The following is a 17,749-nucleotide window of genomic DNA, read 5'->3' on the forward strand; positions in this document are numbered from 1 at the left end:
CCCTACCGGCTCGTCGAGCACTTCGTGCACTCCTCGCGACGGGGCCGCCCCGCGAGGAGTGCACGAAGTGCTCGACGAGCCGTCCCGAAAGCGCAGGAAAGACCGCACAGCATGAAACCCGTCCGCCTGGTCAAGGGCTTTGTCACCGTGGGCTTCTGGACCCTGGTCAGCCGCGTGGCGGGCCTGGTCCGCGACATCTTCCTTGCCCGCTATCTCGGCGACGGCACGGTGGCGCAGGCCTTCGTCGTGGCGCAATCGCTGCCCAACATGTTCCGCCGCTTCTTCGCCGAGGGCGCCTTCAACTTCGCCTTCGTGCCGATGTTCGCCAAGAAGGTCGAGGCGGGCGAGGACGCGCAGGGCTTTGCCGGCGATGCCTTCTGGGGCATGGCGGCCTTCCTGGCGCTCTTCTCGGCCGTGGCCATCCTGCTCATGCCGGGGCTCGTCGTCCTGATGGCCTCGGGCTTCGTCGGCGATGATCGGTTCGACGTCGCGGTGACGCTGGGCCGGATCGCCTTCGCCTATATCCTGTTCATCTCGCTGACCGCGCTGATGTCGGGGATGCTGAATGCGGCGGGGAAATTCGCGGTGACCTCGGTCGTCACCGTGCTGCTGTCGCTGACCATGATCGCGGGCATGCTTCTGGCGGCGCGGATGGGCTGGGACATGGGCCGGACGCTGGCCTGGTCGGTCACCGTGTCGGGGGTGCTGCAACTCCTGGCGACCTGGGCGGCGGTGCGGCACCTGGGCTACCGGCTGGCGTTCCGCTGGCCGCACCTGACGCCGGACCTGAAGCGTCTGGCCGTGATCGCCGCCCCGGCCGTGCTGGCGGGCGGCGTGGTGCAGATCAACCTGATCGTCGGCCGCCAGGTCGCCAGCCTGACCGACGGCGCCGTGGTCTGGCTCTACAACGCCGACCGGATCTACCAGCTGCCCCTGGGCGTCGTCGGCATCGCCATCGGCATCGTCCTCCTGCCCGACCTGTCACGCCGCCTGCGGGCCGAGGATCACGAAGGCTCGCGCGCCTCGTTCAACCGCGGGACCGAGTTCGCGCTGCTGCTGACCCTGCCCGCCGCCGTGGCGCTGATGGTCATCGCCTTGCCGATCATCAGCGTCCTCTTCCAGCGCGGCGAATACGGCCCCGAGGCGACGGCCAGCACCGCCTGGGCGCTGGCCGCCTATGGCGCGGGCCTGCCGGCCTTCGTCCTGCACAAGGTGCTGCAACCGCTGTTCTACGCCCGCGAGGACACGCGCTCGCCCTTCCGCTATGCCGTCATCTCGATGGTGGTGAACGCGGCGCTGGCGATCGGCCTCCTGCCGCTGATCGGCTGGCTTGCGGCGGCGGTGGCGACCACGGCGGCGGCCTGGGTCATGGTCTGGCAACTCTGGCACGGCAGCCGCGCCATGGGCGACGCCGCCCGCCTGGACGACCGCTTCCGCTATCGCCTGCCGCGCATCGCCTTCGCCTCGGCGCTGATGGGAGCGGTCCTGTGGGGCCTGAGCCTGCCGCTGGCCGGCACGCTGGCCACGCCGGGCCTGCGCACCCCGGCCCTGGGCGGGATCGTGCTGGCCGGCATGGCGGTCTACTTCGGCACTGTCCTTGCCATCGGCGGGATGAGCTGGGTCGAGCTGAAAGGCGCCTTCCGCCGTCAGCGCTGACGCATCTTGTCCATCACCCGGGCCCAGCCGCCCGGGCTGACCACGAAGGACAGAAGGAACCCGGCCGCGAAGCCGGCGATGTCGGCCACCCAGTCCCAGTTGCCGCCGAACAGGACGCCGAACAGCAGCTGGAAGAACAGCAGCATCCCGATCAGGCTGAAGGCGCGGTACCTGTTCGCACCCGTCCTGGCCAGGTTCACCCACAGAAGGAAGGTGAAGGCCCCGATCAGCCCGTAGACCGCCGGATAGGCCCCGATCAGCGGCGCGCGCAGCCCCGGCACCAGAAAGCCATAGGCCAGCGCCCCCGCCATGGCCGAGCCGAGGAACACCGCCAGCACCGCCCACCAGCGGAAGATCTCGCCCACCATCTTGCCCAGCGCCAGCAGGATCACCACCGCGAACATCGCATGGGTAAAGCTGCCGTGGACGATGGTGTAGGTGAACAGCCGGTGCAGCTCCTCCAGCGGATAGCCGCCGGTCTCCCACTGGTGGCGCATCAGGTCGGGGAAGGCCCCGAAGCGCTCCACCGCCTGCAACCGCCAGCCGACGCCCTGCGCGCCGCCGACCAGACCGCGCTCGGCCAGGGTCAGGACGATCTCCATCGCCACCAGCGGCAGGGCCAGGACCCAGACCACCACCGGCAACGGGTTGATCGGCGCAGCGTTATAGTCGCGGTTCATGTCCAGCCTGCCCTGATTGACGCCTCTTGCCCCTTGGATTACGCGGGATCGGCAGCTTTATCCAGACGGAGCCAACCCATGTCCACCCAGGCCTCGGCGGTCCAAACGCCGACATCCTTCAAGCCCCGCATCTTCTCGGGCATCCAGCCCTCGGGCGGGCTCACGCTTGGCAACTACCTTGGCGCGCTGCGGCGCTTTGTCGAGAAGCAGGACGAGGGGATCGAGACGATCTACTGCCTCGTCGACATGCATGCGATCACCGTCTGGCAGGATCCCGCCCGCCTGCGCCAGCAGACGCGCGAGGGCGCCGCCGCCTTCCTCGCCGCCGGGATCGACCCCGCGCGCTCCATCCTCTTCAACCAGAGCCAGGTCTCGGCCCATGCCGAGCTGGCCTGGATCTTCAACTGCGTCGCGCGCATGGGCTGGATGGGCCGCATGACCCAGTTCAAGGACAAGGCCGGCAAGAACTCCGAGAACGTCAGCCTCGGCCTCTTCGCCTATCCCGCGCTGATGGCCGCCGACATCATGGCCTACCACGCCACCATGGTCCCGGTCGGCGAGGACCAGAAGCAGCACCTGGAGCTGACCCGCGACATCGCGATCAAGTTCAACAACGACTACAAGGTCGATTTCTTCCCGGTGGTCGAACCCCTGATCGAGGGCGCCGCGACCCGCGTCATGTCGCTGCGCGACGGCACCAGGAAGATGTCGAAGTCCGACCCTTCCGATCAAAGCCGGATCAACCTGACCGACGATGCCGACGCCATCGCCCAGAAGATCCGCAAGGCCAAGACCGACCCCGAACCGCTGCCCGAAAGCATCGAGGGCCTGCGCGACCGGCCCGAGGCGCGCAACTTGGTGAACATCTATGCCGCCCTTGCGGGCCACACGGTCGAGCAGGTGGTCCGCGACTTCGCCGGCGCGCAGTTCGGCACCTTCAAGCCGGCGCTGGCCGATCTCGCGGTGGCCAAGCTCTCGCCGATCACCGAGGAGATGAACCGCCTGATGGCCGACCCGGGAGAGATCGACCGCATCCTCGCCGACGGCTCCGAGCGCGCCGATGCCATCGCCCGCCCGATCCTGGAGCAGGTCTACGACATCACCGGCATGATCCGCTCGCGCCGGGGCTGACTGTCACAGGGCCGATTCAAGCGGGCGCTATTCCAGGGGCGGTCGGAGACGCGTGCTGTCCCCCAATCGCCGCGAGGCCAGGCCCCGCCGTCCCCCGCGGGCCCGGCCAGGTACCGATCCGCCCCCATGCGCCCTTCCGCATGGGGGCCCTTTTTCCAGCCCCGGCCACACAACAGTCGAGCTTGTCCACAGCTTATTTCCGAAGAAATCGCTTTACAGGCTTCCGCTTTGGCCACACCATATCTAGTAAGGGTCTCGTCAGGCGCACGCAGACCCTTGCCAGACACCCAGCTTCTAGTGGGTCTCGGCCCGCCCGAAGCTTAATGATGAGGCCGGGCATGTCGCTTTCCGAAGACTACGCAACGATGGACGATCTGCACCCGATCGACATCGTCGAGACCCTGGCCGAACACCATGCCTGGGAATTCGACCGCGTGACCGACGACCAGATCGCCATGGCGGTCGAGGGGCAGTGGCGCACCTACTCGCTCACCCTGGCCTGGAACCCGCAGGACGAGACGCTGCGCCTGATCTGCACCTTCGAGATGGAGCCGCCGGAGCACCGTATCCCCGCGCTCCACGATGTGCTGAACCGCTGCAACGACATGGTCTGGACCGGGGCCTTCACCTGGTGGGCCGAGCAGAAGCTGATGGTCTGGCGCTACGGGCTGGTGCTGTCCGGCGGGCAGGTCGCGGGACCGGAACAGATCGACCGGCTGATCGCCAGCGCCGTGATGGCGGCCGAACGGTTCTACCCGGCGTTCCAGCTGGTCTCCTGGGGCGACCAGACTCCGGCCGAGGCGATGAAAGTCGCCATTGCCGAGGCTTACGGCCGCGCCTAACCTCCCCCCCGGTTTGAAGGGGGGTTCGATGACCTTGGATCGCGTGGCCCGGGACGGGCTGGTGCTGCTTGGCTGCGGCAAGATGGGAACGGCGCTCTTGACGGGCTGGCTGGCGGCGGGGGTGCCGCCGGGCTCGGTCTGGGTGATCGAGCCGAACCCGACCGACTGGCTGAAGGGGACCGGAGTCCATCTGAACCGGGGGGTTCCCGCCGCCCCCGCCGTGGCGCTTCTGGCGGTGAAGCCGCAGATGATGGGCGCGGCGCTGCCCGCGCTGCAGGCCCTGGGGAACGGGCGGACGCTCTTCGTCTCGATCGCCGCCGGCACCACCATCGCCAGCTTCGAGGCCGCGCTCGGCGACCGGACGCCCATCGTCCGCACCATGCCGAACACCCCCGCGATGGTCGGCCGCGGGATCACCGCGATCTGCCGCAACGCCCATGTCCCGGACGCCGGCTTCGCCCTGGCGCGCGAGTTGATGGCCGCCGTGGGCCAGGTGGTCGAGCTTGCGGGCGAGCACCAGATCGACGCGGTGACCGGCGTCTCCGGTTCGGGCCCGGCCTATGTCTTCCATCTGATCGAAGCGATGGCGGCCGCCGGCGAGGCCGAGGGCCTGTCCCCCGAGGTGGCGATGCAACTGGCCCGCGCCACGGTCTGCGGCGCGGGCGAACTGGCGTTCCAGAGCCCCGAGACGGCCGCGCAACTGCGCATCAACGTCACCTCTCCCGGCGGGACCACGGCGGCGGCGCTGGCGGTGCTGATGGACGAGGGCTCGGGCTTTCCGCCACTGCTCAAGCGCGCGGTCAAGGCCGCCGCCGACCGGGGACGGGAGCTGGGCAAATGACCATCACCTACGGCGATTTCGAGAAGGTCGACATCCGCGTCGGCCGCATCACCCGCGCCGAGCCCTTCCCCGAGGCGCGGAAACCGGCCTACCGGCTCTGGGTCGATTTCGGGCCCGAGATTGGCGAGAAACGCTCCTCGGCGCAGATCACCACGCATTACACGCTGGAGGAGCTGGTCGGCCGCCAGGTGCTGGGCGTGGTGAACTTCCCGGCCCGGCAGATCGGCCCGGTCCTGTCCGAGGTGCTGGTCCTCGGCCTGCCGGACGAGGATGGCCAGGTCGTGCTGATCGGGCCGGGGCATGAGGTTCCGCTGGGGGGAAAACTGTTCTGATGCAACGCCTTCTGATCACCCGCCGCCTGCCCGACCGCGTGCTCGACGCCGCCCGCGCCCGCTTCGACGTGACCTTGCGCGACCGGACCGCGGTGCTGGCGCCCGAAGAACTCCGCGCCGCGCTGCGCGACTACGACGCCGTGCTGCCGACGCTGGGCGACCGCTTCCAGGCCGCCGTTTTCGCCGATGTGCCGCAGCCCCGCGCGAAACTGCTGGCGAATTTCGGCGTGGGCTACAACCACATCGACGCCGAGGCCGCGAAAGCCGCCGGGATCGCCGTGACCAACACCCCCGGCGCGGTGACCGATGCCACGGCCGACATCGCGCTCGGCCTGATCCTGATGACAGCCCGCCGCCTGGGCGAGGGCGAGCGCCTCCTGCGCGCGGGCAAGTGGGAGGGCTGGGGGCCGGTGCAGATGCTGGGCACCCATGTCACCGGCAAGAGGCTGGGCGTGATCGGCATGGGCCGGATCGGCAAGGCCATCGCGAAGCGTTGCCACTACGGCTTCGACATGGAGGTCGTGTTCTACAACCGCTCCCCGGTCGCCGATCCCGGCCTGCCCGCGCGCCAGGTCGGGATGGAGGAGGCGATGGCCGCCGATTTCGTCGTCATCGCCGTGCCGGGCGGCAAGGCCACGCATCACCTGATCGACGCGGCGGCGCTGGGGATGATGCGGCCGCAGGGCATTTTCGTGAACATCAGCCGCGGCGACGTCGTGGACGAGGCCGCGCTGGTCGAGGCCTTGCAGAAGGGCCGGATCGCCGGGGCCGGCCTCGACGTCTACGAATTCGAGCCCAAGGTCCCCGCGGCCCTGACCGGGATGGAGAACGTGACCCTCCTGCCCCATCTCGGCACCGCCTGCCTGGAGGTGCGCGAGGCGATGGGGATGATGGCGGTGGCGAACCTGATCGCCTGGGCCGAGGGCAAGGCGCTGCCGAACCACGTCAACCCATGATCCTCTCCCGCGCCCGGCGGTTCATCTTCGTCCACGCCCCGAAGACGGGCGGAACGGCCTTTGCCCTGGCCTATGAGGCACGGGCGGCCAAGGACGATATCCTGATCGGCGACACGCCCAAGGCGCGGCAGCGGGCCGGGCGCTGGAAGGGGATCAGAACGGCGGGACGGGTCTGGAAGCACTCGACCCTGGCCGATGTGGTCGGGCTGGTCACGCCCGAGGAGATCGCCGCCTGCCAGGTGGCGACGCTGGTGCGCAATCCCTGGGACCGGGCGGTCAGCTATTACCACTGGCTGCGGGTGCAGGGCTTCGCCCATCCCGCCGTAGGCCTTGCCAAGGCCCATGACTTCTCGGGCTTTCTGAACCATCCGCAGACCCGGGCCAGCCTCCGCCTCTGGCCCTACGGCGCCTACCTGCGGCAGGGCGATGGGTCGGAAGCGCCGGGCGTCTTCATCCGGCTGGAGCATTACGCCCTGGACGTCGCCCCGGTCGAGGCGCATCTCGGCTTCCGCCTGCCCCTGCGGCGCGCCAACGCCAGCGACCGGGGCCAGGACTGGCGGCCCCACTACTCGGACCGGGATGCCGCACTGGTCGCGGATCTCTGCGCCGAGGACGTTGCCCGCTTCGGCTACCGTTTCGATCCGTGAACGCGGGGCGACGTGGGCAGATTGCCCACCCTACGGATCGTCCCGCCCCGTAGGGTGGGCGATTCCGCCCACGCACCTACCTGCGGGCGTCCCGTCACCTTCCGCCCGACCCGCAGGGTGGGCGATTCGCCCACCCTGCGCCCGCCCTTCATGCAACAGCCTTCTCGCCCGCGAACCGGCCGTAGAAGGTCTCGCCCGTCTCCGCCATTTCCCGCAGCAGCGCCGGGGCGTGGAAGCGCGGCCCGAACTGCGCCGTCAGGCCCCGGCAGATCTCCACCGCCCGCGCCGCGCCGATCATGTCCAGCCAGGAGAACGGCCCGCCCGACCAGGGCGCGAAGCCCCAGCCGAGGATCGCTCCGACATCGCCCTCGCGGATATCGGTCAGCACCCCATCCTCCAGCGCCCGGACCGCCTCCAGCACCTGGACGAAGAGCAGCCGGTGCTGCACGTCCGCCAGGCTGGGCTGCATCTTGTCCAGCGGATATTTCCGCTCCAGCCCCTCCCAGAGGCCCAGCCGCTCGCCCTTCTCGTCATAGGCATAGAACCCCGCCTGCGCCTTGCGGCCAAGACGGCCCTGGTCGGCCATCCAGAACAGCACCGGGTCCACCGCCGCGTCCGGGTAGTCCTTGCCCATCGCGGCCTTCGTCGCCCTGGCGATCTTCACGCCGAGGTCGATCGAGGTCTCGTCCACCAGTTGCAGCGGCCCCAGCGGCATGCCCACCAGCTTCGCCGCGTTCTCCACCAGCGCCGGCTCCACCCCCTCGGCCACCATGCGGATTCCCTCGTTGATATAGGGGATGATGCAGCGGTTGGCGTAGAAGAAGCGGGCGTCGTTGACCACGATCGGGGTCTTGCGGATCTGGCGCACGAAATCCAGCGCCTTGGCCACGGCGCGATCGCCCGTGGCCTTGCCGCGGATGATCTCGACCAGCATCATCTTGTCCACCGGGCTGAAGAAATGGATGCCGATGAACTGCTCCGGCCGCTGGCTGGCCGCCGCGAGGCCGGTGATCGGCAGGGTCGAGGTATTGGTGGCGTAGATGCAATCCGCGCCGACCACTGCCTCGACCTTCGCCGTCACCTCGGCCTTGACCTTCGGGTCCTCGAACACCGCCTCCACGATCAGGTCGGCCCCGGCAAGCGCGGCGTAATCGGTGGTGGCGGTGATCCGGCCCAGCACCTCGGCGCGTCTCTCGGCCGTCACCTTGCCGCGCTTCACCCCCTTGTCCAGAAGCGCCCCGGAATGGGCCTTGCCCCGGTCGGCCGCCTCCTGCGCCGCGTCGATCAGCACCACCTCGATCCCCGCATTGGCCGCGACATAGGCGATCCCCGCCCCCATCATGCCCGCGCCGATCACGCCCAGCTTGCCGACCGCCTGATCCGCCACCTTCGGCCGGTTCGCGCCCTTCTCCAGCGCCTCCTTGTTGATGAAGAGGCTGCGGATCATCGCGGCGGAGGACGGGTTCATCAGCACCGAGGTGAAATGCCGCGCCTCGATCTTCAGCGCGGTGTCGAAGGGCACCAGCGCGCCCTCGTAGACCGCCGAGAGCAGCGCCTTCGCCGCCGGGTAGACGCCCATGGTCTTGGCGTGGACCATCGCGCTGGCCCCGACAAAGGTCATGAACCCCGCCGGGTGATAGGGCGCGCCGCCCGGCATCTTGTAGCCCTTCGCATCCCAGGGTTTCACCAGGTCGGCATCCTTGGCCGACAGCACCCACTCCCTGGCCCGCTTGAGCAGCTCCTCGGGCGCGACGACCTCGTCGACCAGCCCCGCCGCCTTCGCCTCCTTCGGCGAGGAGAGCTTGCCCTCCAGTAGGAACGGCGCCGCCATCATCGCGCCCAGCTTGCGGACCAGCCGCGTCGTGCCGCCCGCGCCGGGAAAGATGCCGACCATGATCTCGGGCAGGCCGATCCTGGCCTTCGGGTTGTCGGCGGCGATGATCCGGTGGCAGGCCAGCGGCAGCTCCAGCCCGATCCCCAGCGCCGTGCCGGGCAGCGCCGCGACGATGGGCTTGGCCCCCTTCAGCGTCTTCGGGTCCATCCCCGCCCGCTCGATCTTGCGCAAGGTCTGGTGCATCTGCATCACGCCGTCAAAGATCGCCTGCGCCCCCCCGGCCCGCATCCTGGCGATGACGTTCAGGTCCATCCCCCCGGCGAAATCCTTCTTGCCGGAGGTGATGATCACCCCCTTGACCGACCCGTCGGCCAGCGCCTGGTCGATCAGCCCGTTCAGCGCCGCAAACGCTTCGGTCGACATGACGTTCATCGACTTGCCGGCCACGTCCCAGCTGATGGTGGCGACGCCCTCGGCATCGGTGGTCATGGTGAAATCGGTCATCGGTTCGTCTCCTTGGGCCAGCCGGGATAGGGCGTGCCGTCCTTGTGCGACAAGGTGCGCAGGCCCTTCCGGCGCGAGTAATGCAGGTCGATGTCGGGATAGGTCACCTCGTCCTCGGGCAGGCGCGAGCCCACGACGAAATAGGTGACCGGCTGGTCGCCGCGGTTTTCCAGGCAATGCGCATTCGCCACGCCCGCAGGCCAGCAGGCGCACATGCCGGGGGACAGGTCATGTGGTCCGTCGTTCTCGTGCAGCGTGACGGCGCCGCCGAGGGTATAGAGAAACTCGTCCTCCTCCGCATGCCAGTGCCGGTGGCTCGACCGCGCGCCAGGCATCAGCATCTCGGTGAAGGCGCCGAACTGGGTCAGCCCGCCCGCGTCGGACAGGGGATGCGCCAGGTAATCGCCCAGCGCATCATAAGGCGCGGGGGCGGAACCCGGAACCTGCTCGCCGGGAACCGACCCGGCGCGGATCACGACCGGGTGGTCCGTGCCGTCCCAGGACCGGCCCCAGGGCGCGCGCAGGTCCAGAAGTCCGGGCGGCAGGTCGCCGCCCTTCACCCGGTTGCCGGCCGCATCAAGGATCGCCCAGGTCGCCGCGGCGTTCACCTGACGCAGGCCCTCGTCCGGATAGGTGCAGACATCCCCCGCCGCGCGGCTGCCGACGATCAGACAGCGGCAGGGCGCATCGCTACGGTTCAGCAGGCGATGCGCATTCGGCCGGCCATGCGGCCAGGCGATGGCATCGCCGGGGCCGAGGTCGTGAAACCCCGCCTCGTCCTGCAGGGTCACGCAGCCCTCCAGCACATAGGCGAACTCGTCCTCGGCCGAGTGCCAGTGCCGCCGCCCCGTGCTTGCGCCGGGAAACAGGGTCTGCTCATGGACGCCGAATTGCCGCAGCCCGCCCGCATCCGACAGGTGCAGCGTCACCGCCCGGCCAAGGCGCGGCAGATCGGCTTCGGGCGTCCGGCTCGGCCGCAGGGAGGCGAGGTCGAGGATCATCCCGGCTCCGCTCCCCGCATGAGCACATGGCCGAAGATGTCCGCATCGGTTAGCGGCCATTCCGTGCCGTCCAGCATGTCGTACTGCGCTTGCGAAAACAGCCAGCGGTCGCCGCGCCGCACCAGCGAATGCCGCGACAGATGCGGCGAGGCCACCCGCTCGCCGTCGGCGATCAGGTGGCTGTAGTGCCAGCCGTCGATCCGGTCGCGGGCGACGAAATCGGCAGTGCGGGCGATGCGTTCGTAATGCGTGATGCCCCGCGCCCGCAGCCCGTTCACGATCGCGTCGAAAGTCGGGCGCATCTCCTCGGCCGAGGCGACGAGAAAGGTCGCCCTGCGGGTCTGGACCAGGAAGGGCAGGTCCAGAAGCTGCATGTAGGCGGCAAAGCCTCCCTCCCGCATGGCCCGGTTGGCCGCGTCCAGCGCCCGCTGGAAAATCTCCAGTGGATTCATCGCACCCCCTTGAAATCGCTACCGTCCTTATGGGTGAAGCGGGCCTTTCCAGCCTCGATCTCCAGCCGCAGGTCCACATCGGAATAGGTCGCCACCTCGCGCGGGGCCCTGGTGCCGATCACCAGGAACCGCGCCACCCGGTCGCTGCGGTTGATGAAATGATGCCCGTCGGGGTCGCCCGCCGGGAAGGCCGCGCAATCGCCCGGCCGCATCACCGTCTCGCCCGCGTCCTGCACCAGGGTGCATTCGCCCTCGGTCACCATCACGAACTCGTCCTCGTGCCGGTGCCAATGGCGCAAGGAGGACAGTGCGCCCGGCTCCAGCGTCACCAGGTTGACGCCGAACTGCGTCAGCCCCCCGGCCTCGCCCAGCCGCAGCGAGGACCGGCCCCGCATCATGCCGGCATAGGGTTCGGGATAGATCGAGCCGGTCTTCACCGGCACCTTGGCGGGGTCGATCACGGGCATGGCAAGTCCTCGGCCGGGGCGCCTGCCCCCGAGGACGCGGGCCTCAGGCAGACAGGGCGAGAGACGCGAAATGCGGCCGGAATTCCGGCATCGAAAGCGTGAGGTTCTGCACCATCTCGATCATCAGGCCGGGGGATTCGGCGGTCAGATAGTAGATCGTGGAGGCGAGGCGCGACTGTTCCGGCGACAGGGCCCGCTCCTCCCAGTCGACCCAGACCCGGACGCCCCTGCCACGCGGCAGTTCCAGCGCGGCGATCCGCGGAACCAGCGCGAACACGCCCCGCTTCAGGTAGATGGCCCGTTGCAGGACCAGCATCGCCTCGGCCTCGGCCGGGGTCCGCACGATGACCGGGCCGGCGCCCAGCCAGACCGGGAACGGATAGCGATATCCCGCCGCCACGCGGTCGATCTGGCCGGACATCAGCCAGTCGGCACGATTGCACAGGTGCGATGCGACCTGAGTGAACACGATCCGGCAGTCCTTCCCAGTTTGTCGTGCAAGCCCCGAGCTTGGGAGAATCATCCTTGAGATGACCGGGAAAGACGACATTTCCATGGCCGCAGGCCAGATCATGGCGGTCATGATGCCGCAGCATGACGCGGGGCAAGGTCGCGGCCGGCATCGGTCAGACCCGCTCGATGATCGTCGCGGCACCCATTCCGCTGGCGATGCAAAGGGTTGCGAGGCCAAGCTCCTTGTCCTGCCGTTCCAGCTCGTCCAGAAGCGTGCCGATGATGATCGCGCCCGTGGCGCCCAGCGGATGGCCCATGGCGATGGCGCCGCCGTTGACGTTGACCAGCGCGGGATCGACGTCGAAGGCCTGCTGGAAGCGCAGGACCACGCTGGCGAAGGCCTCGTTCACCTCGAAGAGGTCGATGTCGCGGATGCCGATCCCGCTGTCCTTCAGGATCTTCTGCGTCGCCGGCACCGGGCCGGTCAGCATGATCGTCGGGTCGGTGCCGACCTTGGCCGTGGCGCGGATCCGCGCGCGCGGCTTCAGCCCGTGCGCGCGGCCGAACTCGGCGCTGCCGACCAGCACCGCCGCCGCCCCGTCGACGATGCCGCTGGAGTTGCCCGCATGGTGGATATGCTCGATCCGCTCCAGATGCGGATATTTCATCAGCGCGACCTTGTCGAAGCCCGGCATGACCTCGCCCATGTCCTTGAAGGCGGGCCGCAGCGCGCCCAGGGTCTGCATGTCGGTGGCGGGCCGCATGTATTCGTCGGTGGCAAGGATCGGCAGCCCGTTCTGGTCGCGGATGGTCAGGACCGACCTGTCGAACCGCCCCTCGGCCCAGGCCTGCGCCGCGCGGCGCTGCGATTCCACCGCCAGCGCATCGGCCTCATCGCGGGTAAAGCCGTATTCGGTGGCGATGATGTCGGCGCTGATCCCCTGCGGCACGAAATAGGTCTTCATCGCGAGGCCGGGATCGACCGCGATCGCCGCCCCGTCGCTGCCCATCGCGACGCGGCCCATCATCTCGACCCCGCCGGCGATATAGCCGTGGCCCGCGCCGCCCCTGACCTGGTTCGCCGCCAGGTTCACCGCCTCCATCCCGCTGGCGCAGAAGCGGTTGATCGCAAGGCCCGGAATCCGCTCGTCCAGCCCCGAGGCCAGCACCGCCGACCGCGCCAGGCAGCCGCCCTGCTCGCCCACCTGGGTGACATTGCCCCAGATCACATCCTCGACCGCATGGCCCTCCAGCCCGTTCCGCTCCTTCACCGCGTCCAGCACCCTGGCGGACAGCGCGACCGAGGTCAGCTCATGCAGCGCGCCGTCGGGCCGGCCCTTGCCGCGGGGGCTGCGGACGGCGTCGTAGATATAGGCTTCGGTCATCTTCGTCTCCTCAAGCGCCGGGAAAGGCCCGGGTCATCAGATCATAGGGGTGCCGCCAGCCCGGCAACCCGGCGATGCGGCCAAGCCAGGCGTCGACATGCGGCCAGTCGGCGCGGTCGAAGCCGAAGGGTTCGGGGTAGTAGAGATAGCCGCAGCAAGAGAGGTCGGCGATGGTCGGGCCGTCCCCGACGATCCAGTCGCGGGTGGCGAGGTGGTCGTCCAGCACCCTGTAGGCGGCCTTCAGGCGGCCGTGCAGGAAGGGGACCACCCCCTCGGGGCGCTTCTCCGGCGGCAGGAAATTCATCAGGAAGCGGGTCGTGCCGATGGTGGTGGAAAGCTTGTGGTTGTCCCAGAACAGCCAGCGCAGGATGTCCCGCCGCTCGGCCGCAGAGCGGCCGCCCAGCGCGCCGGTCTTCGAGGAGATGTAGTCGAGGATCACCCCGGACTGCGTCAGCGTCACCTCGCCGTCGACCAGAACCGGAACCTCGCCCATCGGGTTGATCTGGCGAAACTCCGGCGACCGGGCCTCGCCCCGGAAGAAGTCGACGTGGATGGGCGTCCAGTCAAGCTCGGCCATCTCCAGCGCCAGCGCGCATTTGTAGGCGTTGCCGCTTTCGCCGAAACAGTAAAGCTTCATCCCCGCCCCCTCCTTTCCAGGCCGCGCCCCCGGCACGGCCGTTGCAGTGAGTATTTTCGCCAAGAGGAAGAACCTTTCGTTAACCCTTCCCGGCTAGCCTCCCCCTCGCGGTACAGGCTGGAGAGCCGATGACCGCCCAAGGGGAAGCTCCACCCCGCCCGGTCGCATGGCCAAGGCGATGATCGCGGGGTGGGGTGGACCATGGCTGCTTCCTCTTGGCGCAAAATACTCCCCCGCCGGAGGCGTCCCGCAGGTGCGGCCCGCGCGACGCCCGCCATCCCCCCAGCCTAGAACGCCTCGGCAGCCAAGGCCATCACCGGATCGGCGCCGGATTCGATCCGCGCCAGATGCATCGCGCAGGCCGGCAGCTGGCGGGCCATGTAGAAGCGCCCCGTCGCGACCTTGGCCTCGTGGAAGGCGCGGTCGCCGGTGCCCGCGTCCAGCGCGGCATAGGCGGCCCCGGCCATCCGGGTCCACATCAGGCCCAGGCAGACATGGCCCATCATGTGCAGGAAGTCATGGGACCCGGCCAGCGCCGCATTCGGGTCCTTCATGCCCTCGGCGATGAAGAACATCCCCGCCTGCTGCAGCGCCTTGGAGGCGGCCTTCAGCGGCTCGGTGAACGCGGCCATCCGCGGGTCGCCGTCATGCGCCTTGCACTCGGCCTTCACCATCGCGAAGAAGGCCATCACATGCCTGCCGCCATCCGCCGAAAGCTTGCGGCCCACCAGGTCCAGCGCCTGCACGCCGTTCGCACCCTCGTAGATCATCGCGATCCGCGCGTCGCGGGCGAACTGGGACATGCCCTGTTCCTCGATATAGCCGTGCCCGCCAAAGACCTGCTGCGCCTGCACCGCCATCTCGAAGCCCTTGTCGGTCTGGAAACCCTTCAGGACCGGGGTCAGAAGGCCCACCAGCCCGTCCGCCTCGGCGTCGCCGTGATGCGCCCGGTCGATCAGCGTCGCCCCCCAATAGGTCAGCGCGCGGGCGCCTTCGACAAAGCTCTTCTGCTCCATCAGGCTGCGGCGGATGTCGGGATGGACGATCAGCGGATCGGCCGGGCCCTCGGGGTTCTTCGCCCCCGTCACGTCGCGGCCCTGCAACCGCTCCTTCGCGTAAAGCGCCGCGTTCTGATAGGCCGCCTCGGCCACCGCATAGCCCTGCAGCGCCACGCCGAGCCGGGCCTCGTTCATCATGGTGAACATGGCCTTCATGCCCTTGTGGAGGTCCCCCAAGAGCCAGCCGGTCGCCCCGTCGTAGTTCATCACGCAGGTCGCATTGCCATGGATGCCCATCTTCTCCTCGACCTTGCCGACCGAGACGGCGTTGCGCTCCCCCAGCGAGCCGTCCGGATTCACCAGCAGCTTCGGCACGATGAAGAGGCTGATCCCCTTCGTCCCCTCGCCGCCGCCGGGGGCCTTGGCCAGCACCAGATGGACGACGTTCTCCGCCATGTCGTGATCGCCGGCCGAGATGAAGATCTTCTGCCCGGTGATCCTGTAGGACCCGTCCGCCTGCGGCTCGGCCCTGGTGCGCAACAGCCCCAGATCGGTGCCGCAATGCGGCTCGGTCAGGTTCATCGTGCCGGTCCATTCGCAGCTGACCAGCTTCGGCAGCCATTGCCGCTTCTGCTCCCCGGTCCCATGCGCCAGGATCGCGGAATAGGCGCCATGGGTCAGGCCCTGATACATGTTGAAGGCCATGTTGGCCGAGACGAAGGCCTCGTTCACGACGGTATGCATCAGGTAGGGCAGGCCCTGCCCGCCGTATTCGGCGGCGGCGTCCAGCGCCATCCAGCCGCCCTCGGAGAGGGTGCGGAACGCCGCCTTGAACCCGGCGGGCGTGCGGACGACGCCGTTTTCCAGCCGGCAGCCCTCGCGGTCGCCCACGGCGTTCAGCGGGGCCAGGATCTCCTCTGCGACCTTGGCCGCCTCCTCCAGCACCGCCCCGGTGAAGGCCCGGTCCAGATCGCCGTAGCCGGTAATCCCCGAGGCGCCGACCTGCAAGACGTCGTGCAGCAGGAACTGCATGTCCTTCACGGGGGCGGTATAGCTTGGCATTTCGATCCTCTCCCTTTGCTTCCGGTCTTCAGGCCGCCTGGCGCGGCACCAGGCCCATTGCCCTGGCCTCGGCAAGCTCGGCCTCCAGGTCGGCGATGGCCTGGTCCAGTTCGTCGCGCTGGTCCTTCATGCTGGCCAGCCGCTCCAGCGCCAGCTCGTAGATCCGCTGCCGCTGCGCCGCGTCCGAGCCGTCGCGGTCGTAAAGATCCAGCGTCTGCCGGATATCCTCCAGGCTGAACCCGAAGCGCTTGCCGCGCAGGATCAGCTTCAGCCGCGCCCGGTCGCGCCGGGTGAACAGCCGCCTGGTGCCCTGCCGGATCGGCGACAGCAGCTCCTTCGCCTCATAGAAGCGCAGGGTGCGCGGGGTGACGTTGTAGGTTTCGCACATCTCGCGGATGGTCATCGTGTCGGTCGTCGTCTCGGTCGTCATGGCAGAACTCTCGGCATGGCAGCATCTGCACCCGAGATGCGCGGCCAGTCTGGGGATTACCAGATAAGGTGACGTTAACGTCACCGTGACGTCGCGTCACGATCCCGTCCGACGCGGCGTCAGCCGGAGGGAGCCGCCAGCCGCGCGGCCTGATCCGGCCAAGGACGCGAGGCTCTGCCAGATGCGGGACGCCCGCGACTTCCTGAGCGACACGCAGCCCGCGCCGCACTGGCGCCTTTCCGCCGCCTCCGCTAGAACGGCGAAAAATGGCGATCACCCTCACCTCCCTTGCCGATCTGGCGGCGCATGGCTTCGATGACGTCATCGACGTCCGCTCGCCCGCCGAATATGCCGAGGATCACCTGCCCGGCGCGATCTCGCTGCCCGTCCTCGATGACGAGGAACGCGCCCGCATCGGCACGATCTACAAGCAGGTCAGCCCCTTCACCGCGCGCAAGCTGGGCGCGGCGCTGGTGGCCAGGAACGCGGCCCGGCATCTGGAGGGCCCACTCGCCGACCGGCCGGGGGGCTGGCGGCCGCTGGTCTACTGCTGGCGCGGCGGGCAGAGGTCGGGCTCCTTCGCGCTGATCATGGGCCAGATCGGCTGGCGGGTGGAAACCCTTGCCGGCGGCTACAAAAGCTGGCGCGGCCTCGTGGTGCGGGCGGTCTACGACACGCCCGTCGCTTCCCCGGTCGTGGTCCTCGACGGCAACACCGGCTCGGCCAAGACCGAGGTGCTGAACCTCCTGCCCGGTTTCGGCCTGCAGGTGATCGACCTCGAGGGCCTGGCCAACCATCGCGGCTCGCTTTTCGGCAACCTCGGCCCGCAGCCCTCGCAAAAGGCGTTCGAGGGCGCGCTGGCGCAGGTTCTGGCCGGACTCGACCCCAGCCGCCCCGTGGTGGTCGAGGCGGAAAGCTCGAAGATCGGCGAATGCCGCATCCCGCCCGAGCTCTGGAAGGCGATGACCGCCGCCCCGCGTCTGACCATCGCCGCCCCCCGCCCCGCCCGGGCCGAGTATCTGGCGCGGGCCTATGCCGACATGACCGCCGATCCCGCCCGCCTTGCCGCCACGCTGGACCTGCTGAAACCCCTCCACCCGCGCGAGGTGATCGACACCTGGCAAGCCCTCGCCGCCTCCGGGAACTTCGCCGCGCTGGCCGACGGCCTGATGGAGCGGCACTACGACCCCCGCTATGGCAAGCACCGCGAACGGATGCCCGCCCCGGCGGCCGAGATCGCCGCCGACCGGCTGGCCCCGCAAGATCTCCCCGGCATCGCCGAAAGGCTGGCCGGCGCGATCCGCCGCCTCTAGATGTGAATTCTCAGGAGGTTGTTCACCCGAGGCGGGGTTAGGCTGCAATCGCCAAACTCCAGCCGAGGACCCCGCAGGATGAACAACCCGCACCAAGGTGCCCGCCTTACCGTCTACAGTCGAGAGCA

General features: G+C 69.0%; 18 protein-coding genes. 8 read left to right on the plus strand and 10 right to left on the minus strand.

Going from position 1 to position 17,749, the window contains the following annotated elements:
• Positions 1-111: 111 nt before the first annotated feature.
• Complete coding sequence (gene murJ / locus I7S92_RS13725) at positions 112-1,656, plus strand: murein biosynthesis integral membrane protein MurJ (RefSeq protein WP_197645264.1); 1,545 nt, start codon at positions 112-114, stop codon at positions 1,654-1,656.
• Here the strand turns inward: murJ and I7S92_RS13730 are convergent.
• Positions 1,647-2,336 carry a rhomboid family intramembrane serine protease gene (locus tag I7S92_RS13730; RefSeq protein WP_197645275.1) on the minus strand — a complete coding sequence of 230 codons (690 nt, stop codon included), beginning with the start codon at positions 2,334-2,336 and terminating at the stop codon, positions 1,647-1,649. The genes murJ and I7S92_RS13730 overlap by 10 nt on opposite strands.
• Before the next feature lie 78 nt (positions 2,337-2,414).
• Between I7S92_RS13730 and trpS the strand changes: the two genes are divergently transcribed.
• The 6 genes from trpS (at position 2,415) to I7S92_RS13760 (ending at position 7,085) form a co-directional block, all read left to right on the plus strand.
• Complete coding sequence (gene trpS, locus I7S92_RS13735; RefSeq protein ID WP_197645277.1) at positions 2,415-3,467, plus strand: tryptophan--tRNA ligase; 1,053 nt, start codon at positions 2,415-2,417, stop codon at positions 3,465-3,467.
• A 338-nt stretch (positions 3,468-3,805) separates the two neighbouring features.
• Positions 3,806-4,309, plus strand: coding sequence for a type III secretion system chaperone family protein (locus I7S92_RS13740; protein ID WP_197645279.1), 504 nt, complete (start codon positions 3,806-3,808; stop codon positions 4,307-4,309).
• Positions 4,310-4,337: 28 nt separating this feature from the next.
• Positions 4,338-5,150, plus strand: coding sequence for a pyrroline-5-carboxylate reductase (proC, locus tag I7S92_RS13745; RefSeq protein ID WP_197645281.1), 813 nt, complete (start codon positions 4,338-4,340; stop codon positions 5,148-5,150).
• A complete protein-coding gene (locus I7S92_RS13750) occupies positions 5,147-5,482 on the plus strand; it encodes a tRNA-binding protein (RefSeq protein ID WP_197645283.1) in 336 nt (111 codons plus the stop codon). The genes proC and I7S92_RS13750 overlap by 4 nt, the downstream gene beginning before the upstream one ends.
• On the plus strand, positions 5,482-6,438 hold the full coding sequence (locus tag I7S92_RS13755; RefSeq protein ID WP_197645285.1) for a 2-hydroxyacid dehydrogenase: 957 nt from the start codon (positions 5,482-5,484) through the stop codon (positions 6,436-6,438). Before I7S92_RS13750 ends, I7S92_RS13755 begins: the two co-directional genes overlap by 1 nt.
• Positions 6,435-7,085, plus strand: coding sequence for a Type II secretory pathway, pullulanase PulA (locus I7S92_RS13760; RefSeq protein ID WP_197645287.1), 651 nt, complete (start codon positions 6,435-6,437; stop codon positions 7,083-7,085). Before I7S92_RS13755 ends, I7S92_RS13760 begins: the two co-directional genes overlap by 4 nt.
• Positions 7,086-7,233: 148 nt before the next feature.
• On the opposite strand, the gene I7S92_RS13765 is transcribed toward I7S92_RS13760, so the two are convergent.
• The 9 genes from I7S92_RS13765 to I7S92_RS13810 all read right to left on the minus strand — a co-directional run bounded on the left by I7S92_RS13765 (position 7,234) and on the right by I7S92_RS13810 (position 16,308).
• Complete coding sequence (locus tag I7S92_RS13765; RefSeq protein ID WP_197645289.1) at positions 7,234-9,423, minus strand: 3-hydroxyacyl-CoA dehydrogenase NAD-binding domain-containing protein; 2,190 nt, start codon at positions 9,421-9,423, stop codon at positions 7,234-7,236.
• Positions 9,420-10,424: a cupin domain-containing protein gene (locus I7S92_RS23045; RefSeq protein ID WP_206761079.1), complete on the minus strand. Its 1,005-nt coding sequence runs from the start codon at positions 10,422-10,424 to the stop codon at positions 9,420-9,422. Before I7S92_RS23045 ends, I7S92_RS13765 begins: the two co-directional genes overlap by 4 nt.
• Positions 10,421-10,876 (minus strand): glycyl radical enzyme family protein, encoded by a 456-nt coding sequence (locus tag I7S92_RS13780; RefSeq protein WP_197645291.1) that lies wholly within the window; start codon positions 10,874-10,876, stop codon positions 10,421-10,423. Before I7S92_RS13780 ends, I7S92_RS23045 begins: the two co-directional genes overlap by 4 nt.
• Positions 10,873-11,343 (minus strand): cupin domain-containing protein, encoded by a 471-nt coding sequence (locus I7S92_RS13785; RefSeq protein ID WP_197645293.1) that lies wholly within the window; start codon positions 11,341-11,343, stop codon positions 10,873-10,875. The genes I7S92_RS13780 and I7S92_RS13785 overlap by 4 nt, the downstream gene beginning before the upstream one ends.
• A 43-nt stretch (positions 11,344-11,386) precedes the next feature.
• On the minus strand, positions 11,387-11,812 hold the full coding sequence (locus I7S92_RS13790) for a hypothetical protein (RefSeq protein ID WP_197645295.1): 426 nt from the start codon (positions 11,810-11,812) through the stop codon (positions 11,387-11,389).
• 157 nt (positions 11,813-11,969) lie between these two features.
• Positions 11,970-13,181, minus strand: coding sequence for an acetyl-CoA C-acetyltransferase (locus I7S92_RS13795; RefSeq protein WP_197645297.1), 1,212 nt, complete (start codon positions 13,179-13,181; stop codon positions 11,970-11,972).
• 10 nt (positions 13,182-13,191) lie between these two features.
• Positions 13,192-13,818 carry a glutathione S-transferase family protein gene (locus tag I7S92_RS13800; RefSeq protein ID WP_197645300.1) on the minus strand — a complete coding sequence of 209 codons (627 nt, stop codon included), beginning with the start codon at positions 13,816-13,818 and terminating at the stop codon, positions 13,192-13,194.
• Between the two features lie 287 nt (positions 13,819-14,105).
• Complete coding sequence (locus tag I7S92_RS13805) at positions 14,106-15,878, minus strand: acyl-CoA dehydrogenase C-terminal domain-containing protein (RefSeq protein ID WP_197645302.1); 1,773 nt, start codon at positions 15,876-15,878, stop codon at positions 14,106-14,108.
• 28 nt (positions 15,879-15,906) lie between these two features.
• On the minus strand, positions 15,907-16,308 hold the full coding sequence (locus I7S92_RS13810; protein ID WP_197645304.1) for a MerR family transcriptional regulator: 402 nt from the start codon (positions 16,306-16,308) through the stop codon (positions 15,907-15,909).
• Positions 16,309-16,574: 266 nt separating this feature from the next.
• Between I7S92_RS13810 and mnmH the strand changes: the two genes are divergently transcribed.
• Positions 16,575-17,621: a tRNA 2-selenouridine(34) synthase MnmH gene (gene mnmH / locus I7S92_RS13815; RefSeq protein ID WP_197645306.1), complete on the plus strand. Its 1,047-nt coding sequence runs from the start codon at positions 16,575-16,577 to the stop codon at positions 17,619-17,621.
• Positions 17,622-17,749 lie beyond the last annotated feature (128 nt).

This window comes from Tabrizicola soli (assembly GCF_015999335.1).
GTDB lineage: Bacteria > Pseudomonadota > Alphaproteobacteria > Rhodobacterales > Rhodobacteraceae > Tabrizicola > Tabrizicola soli.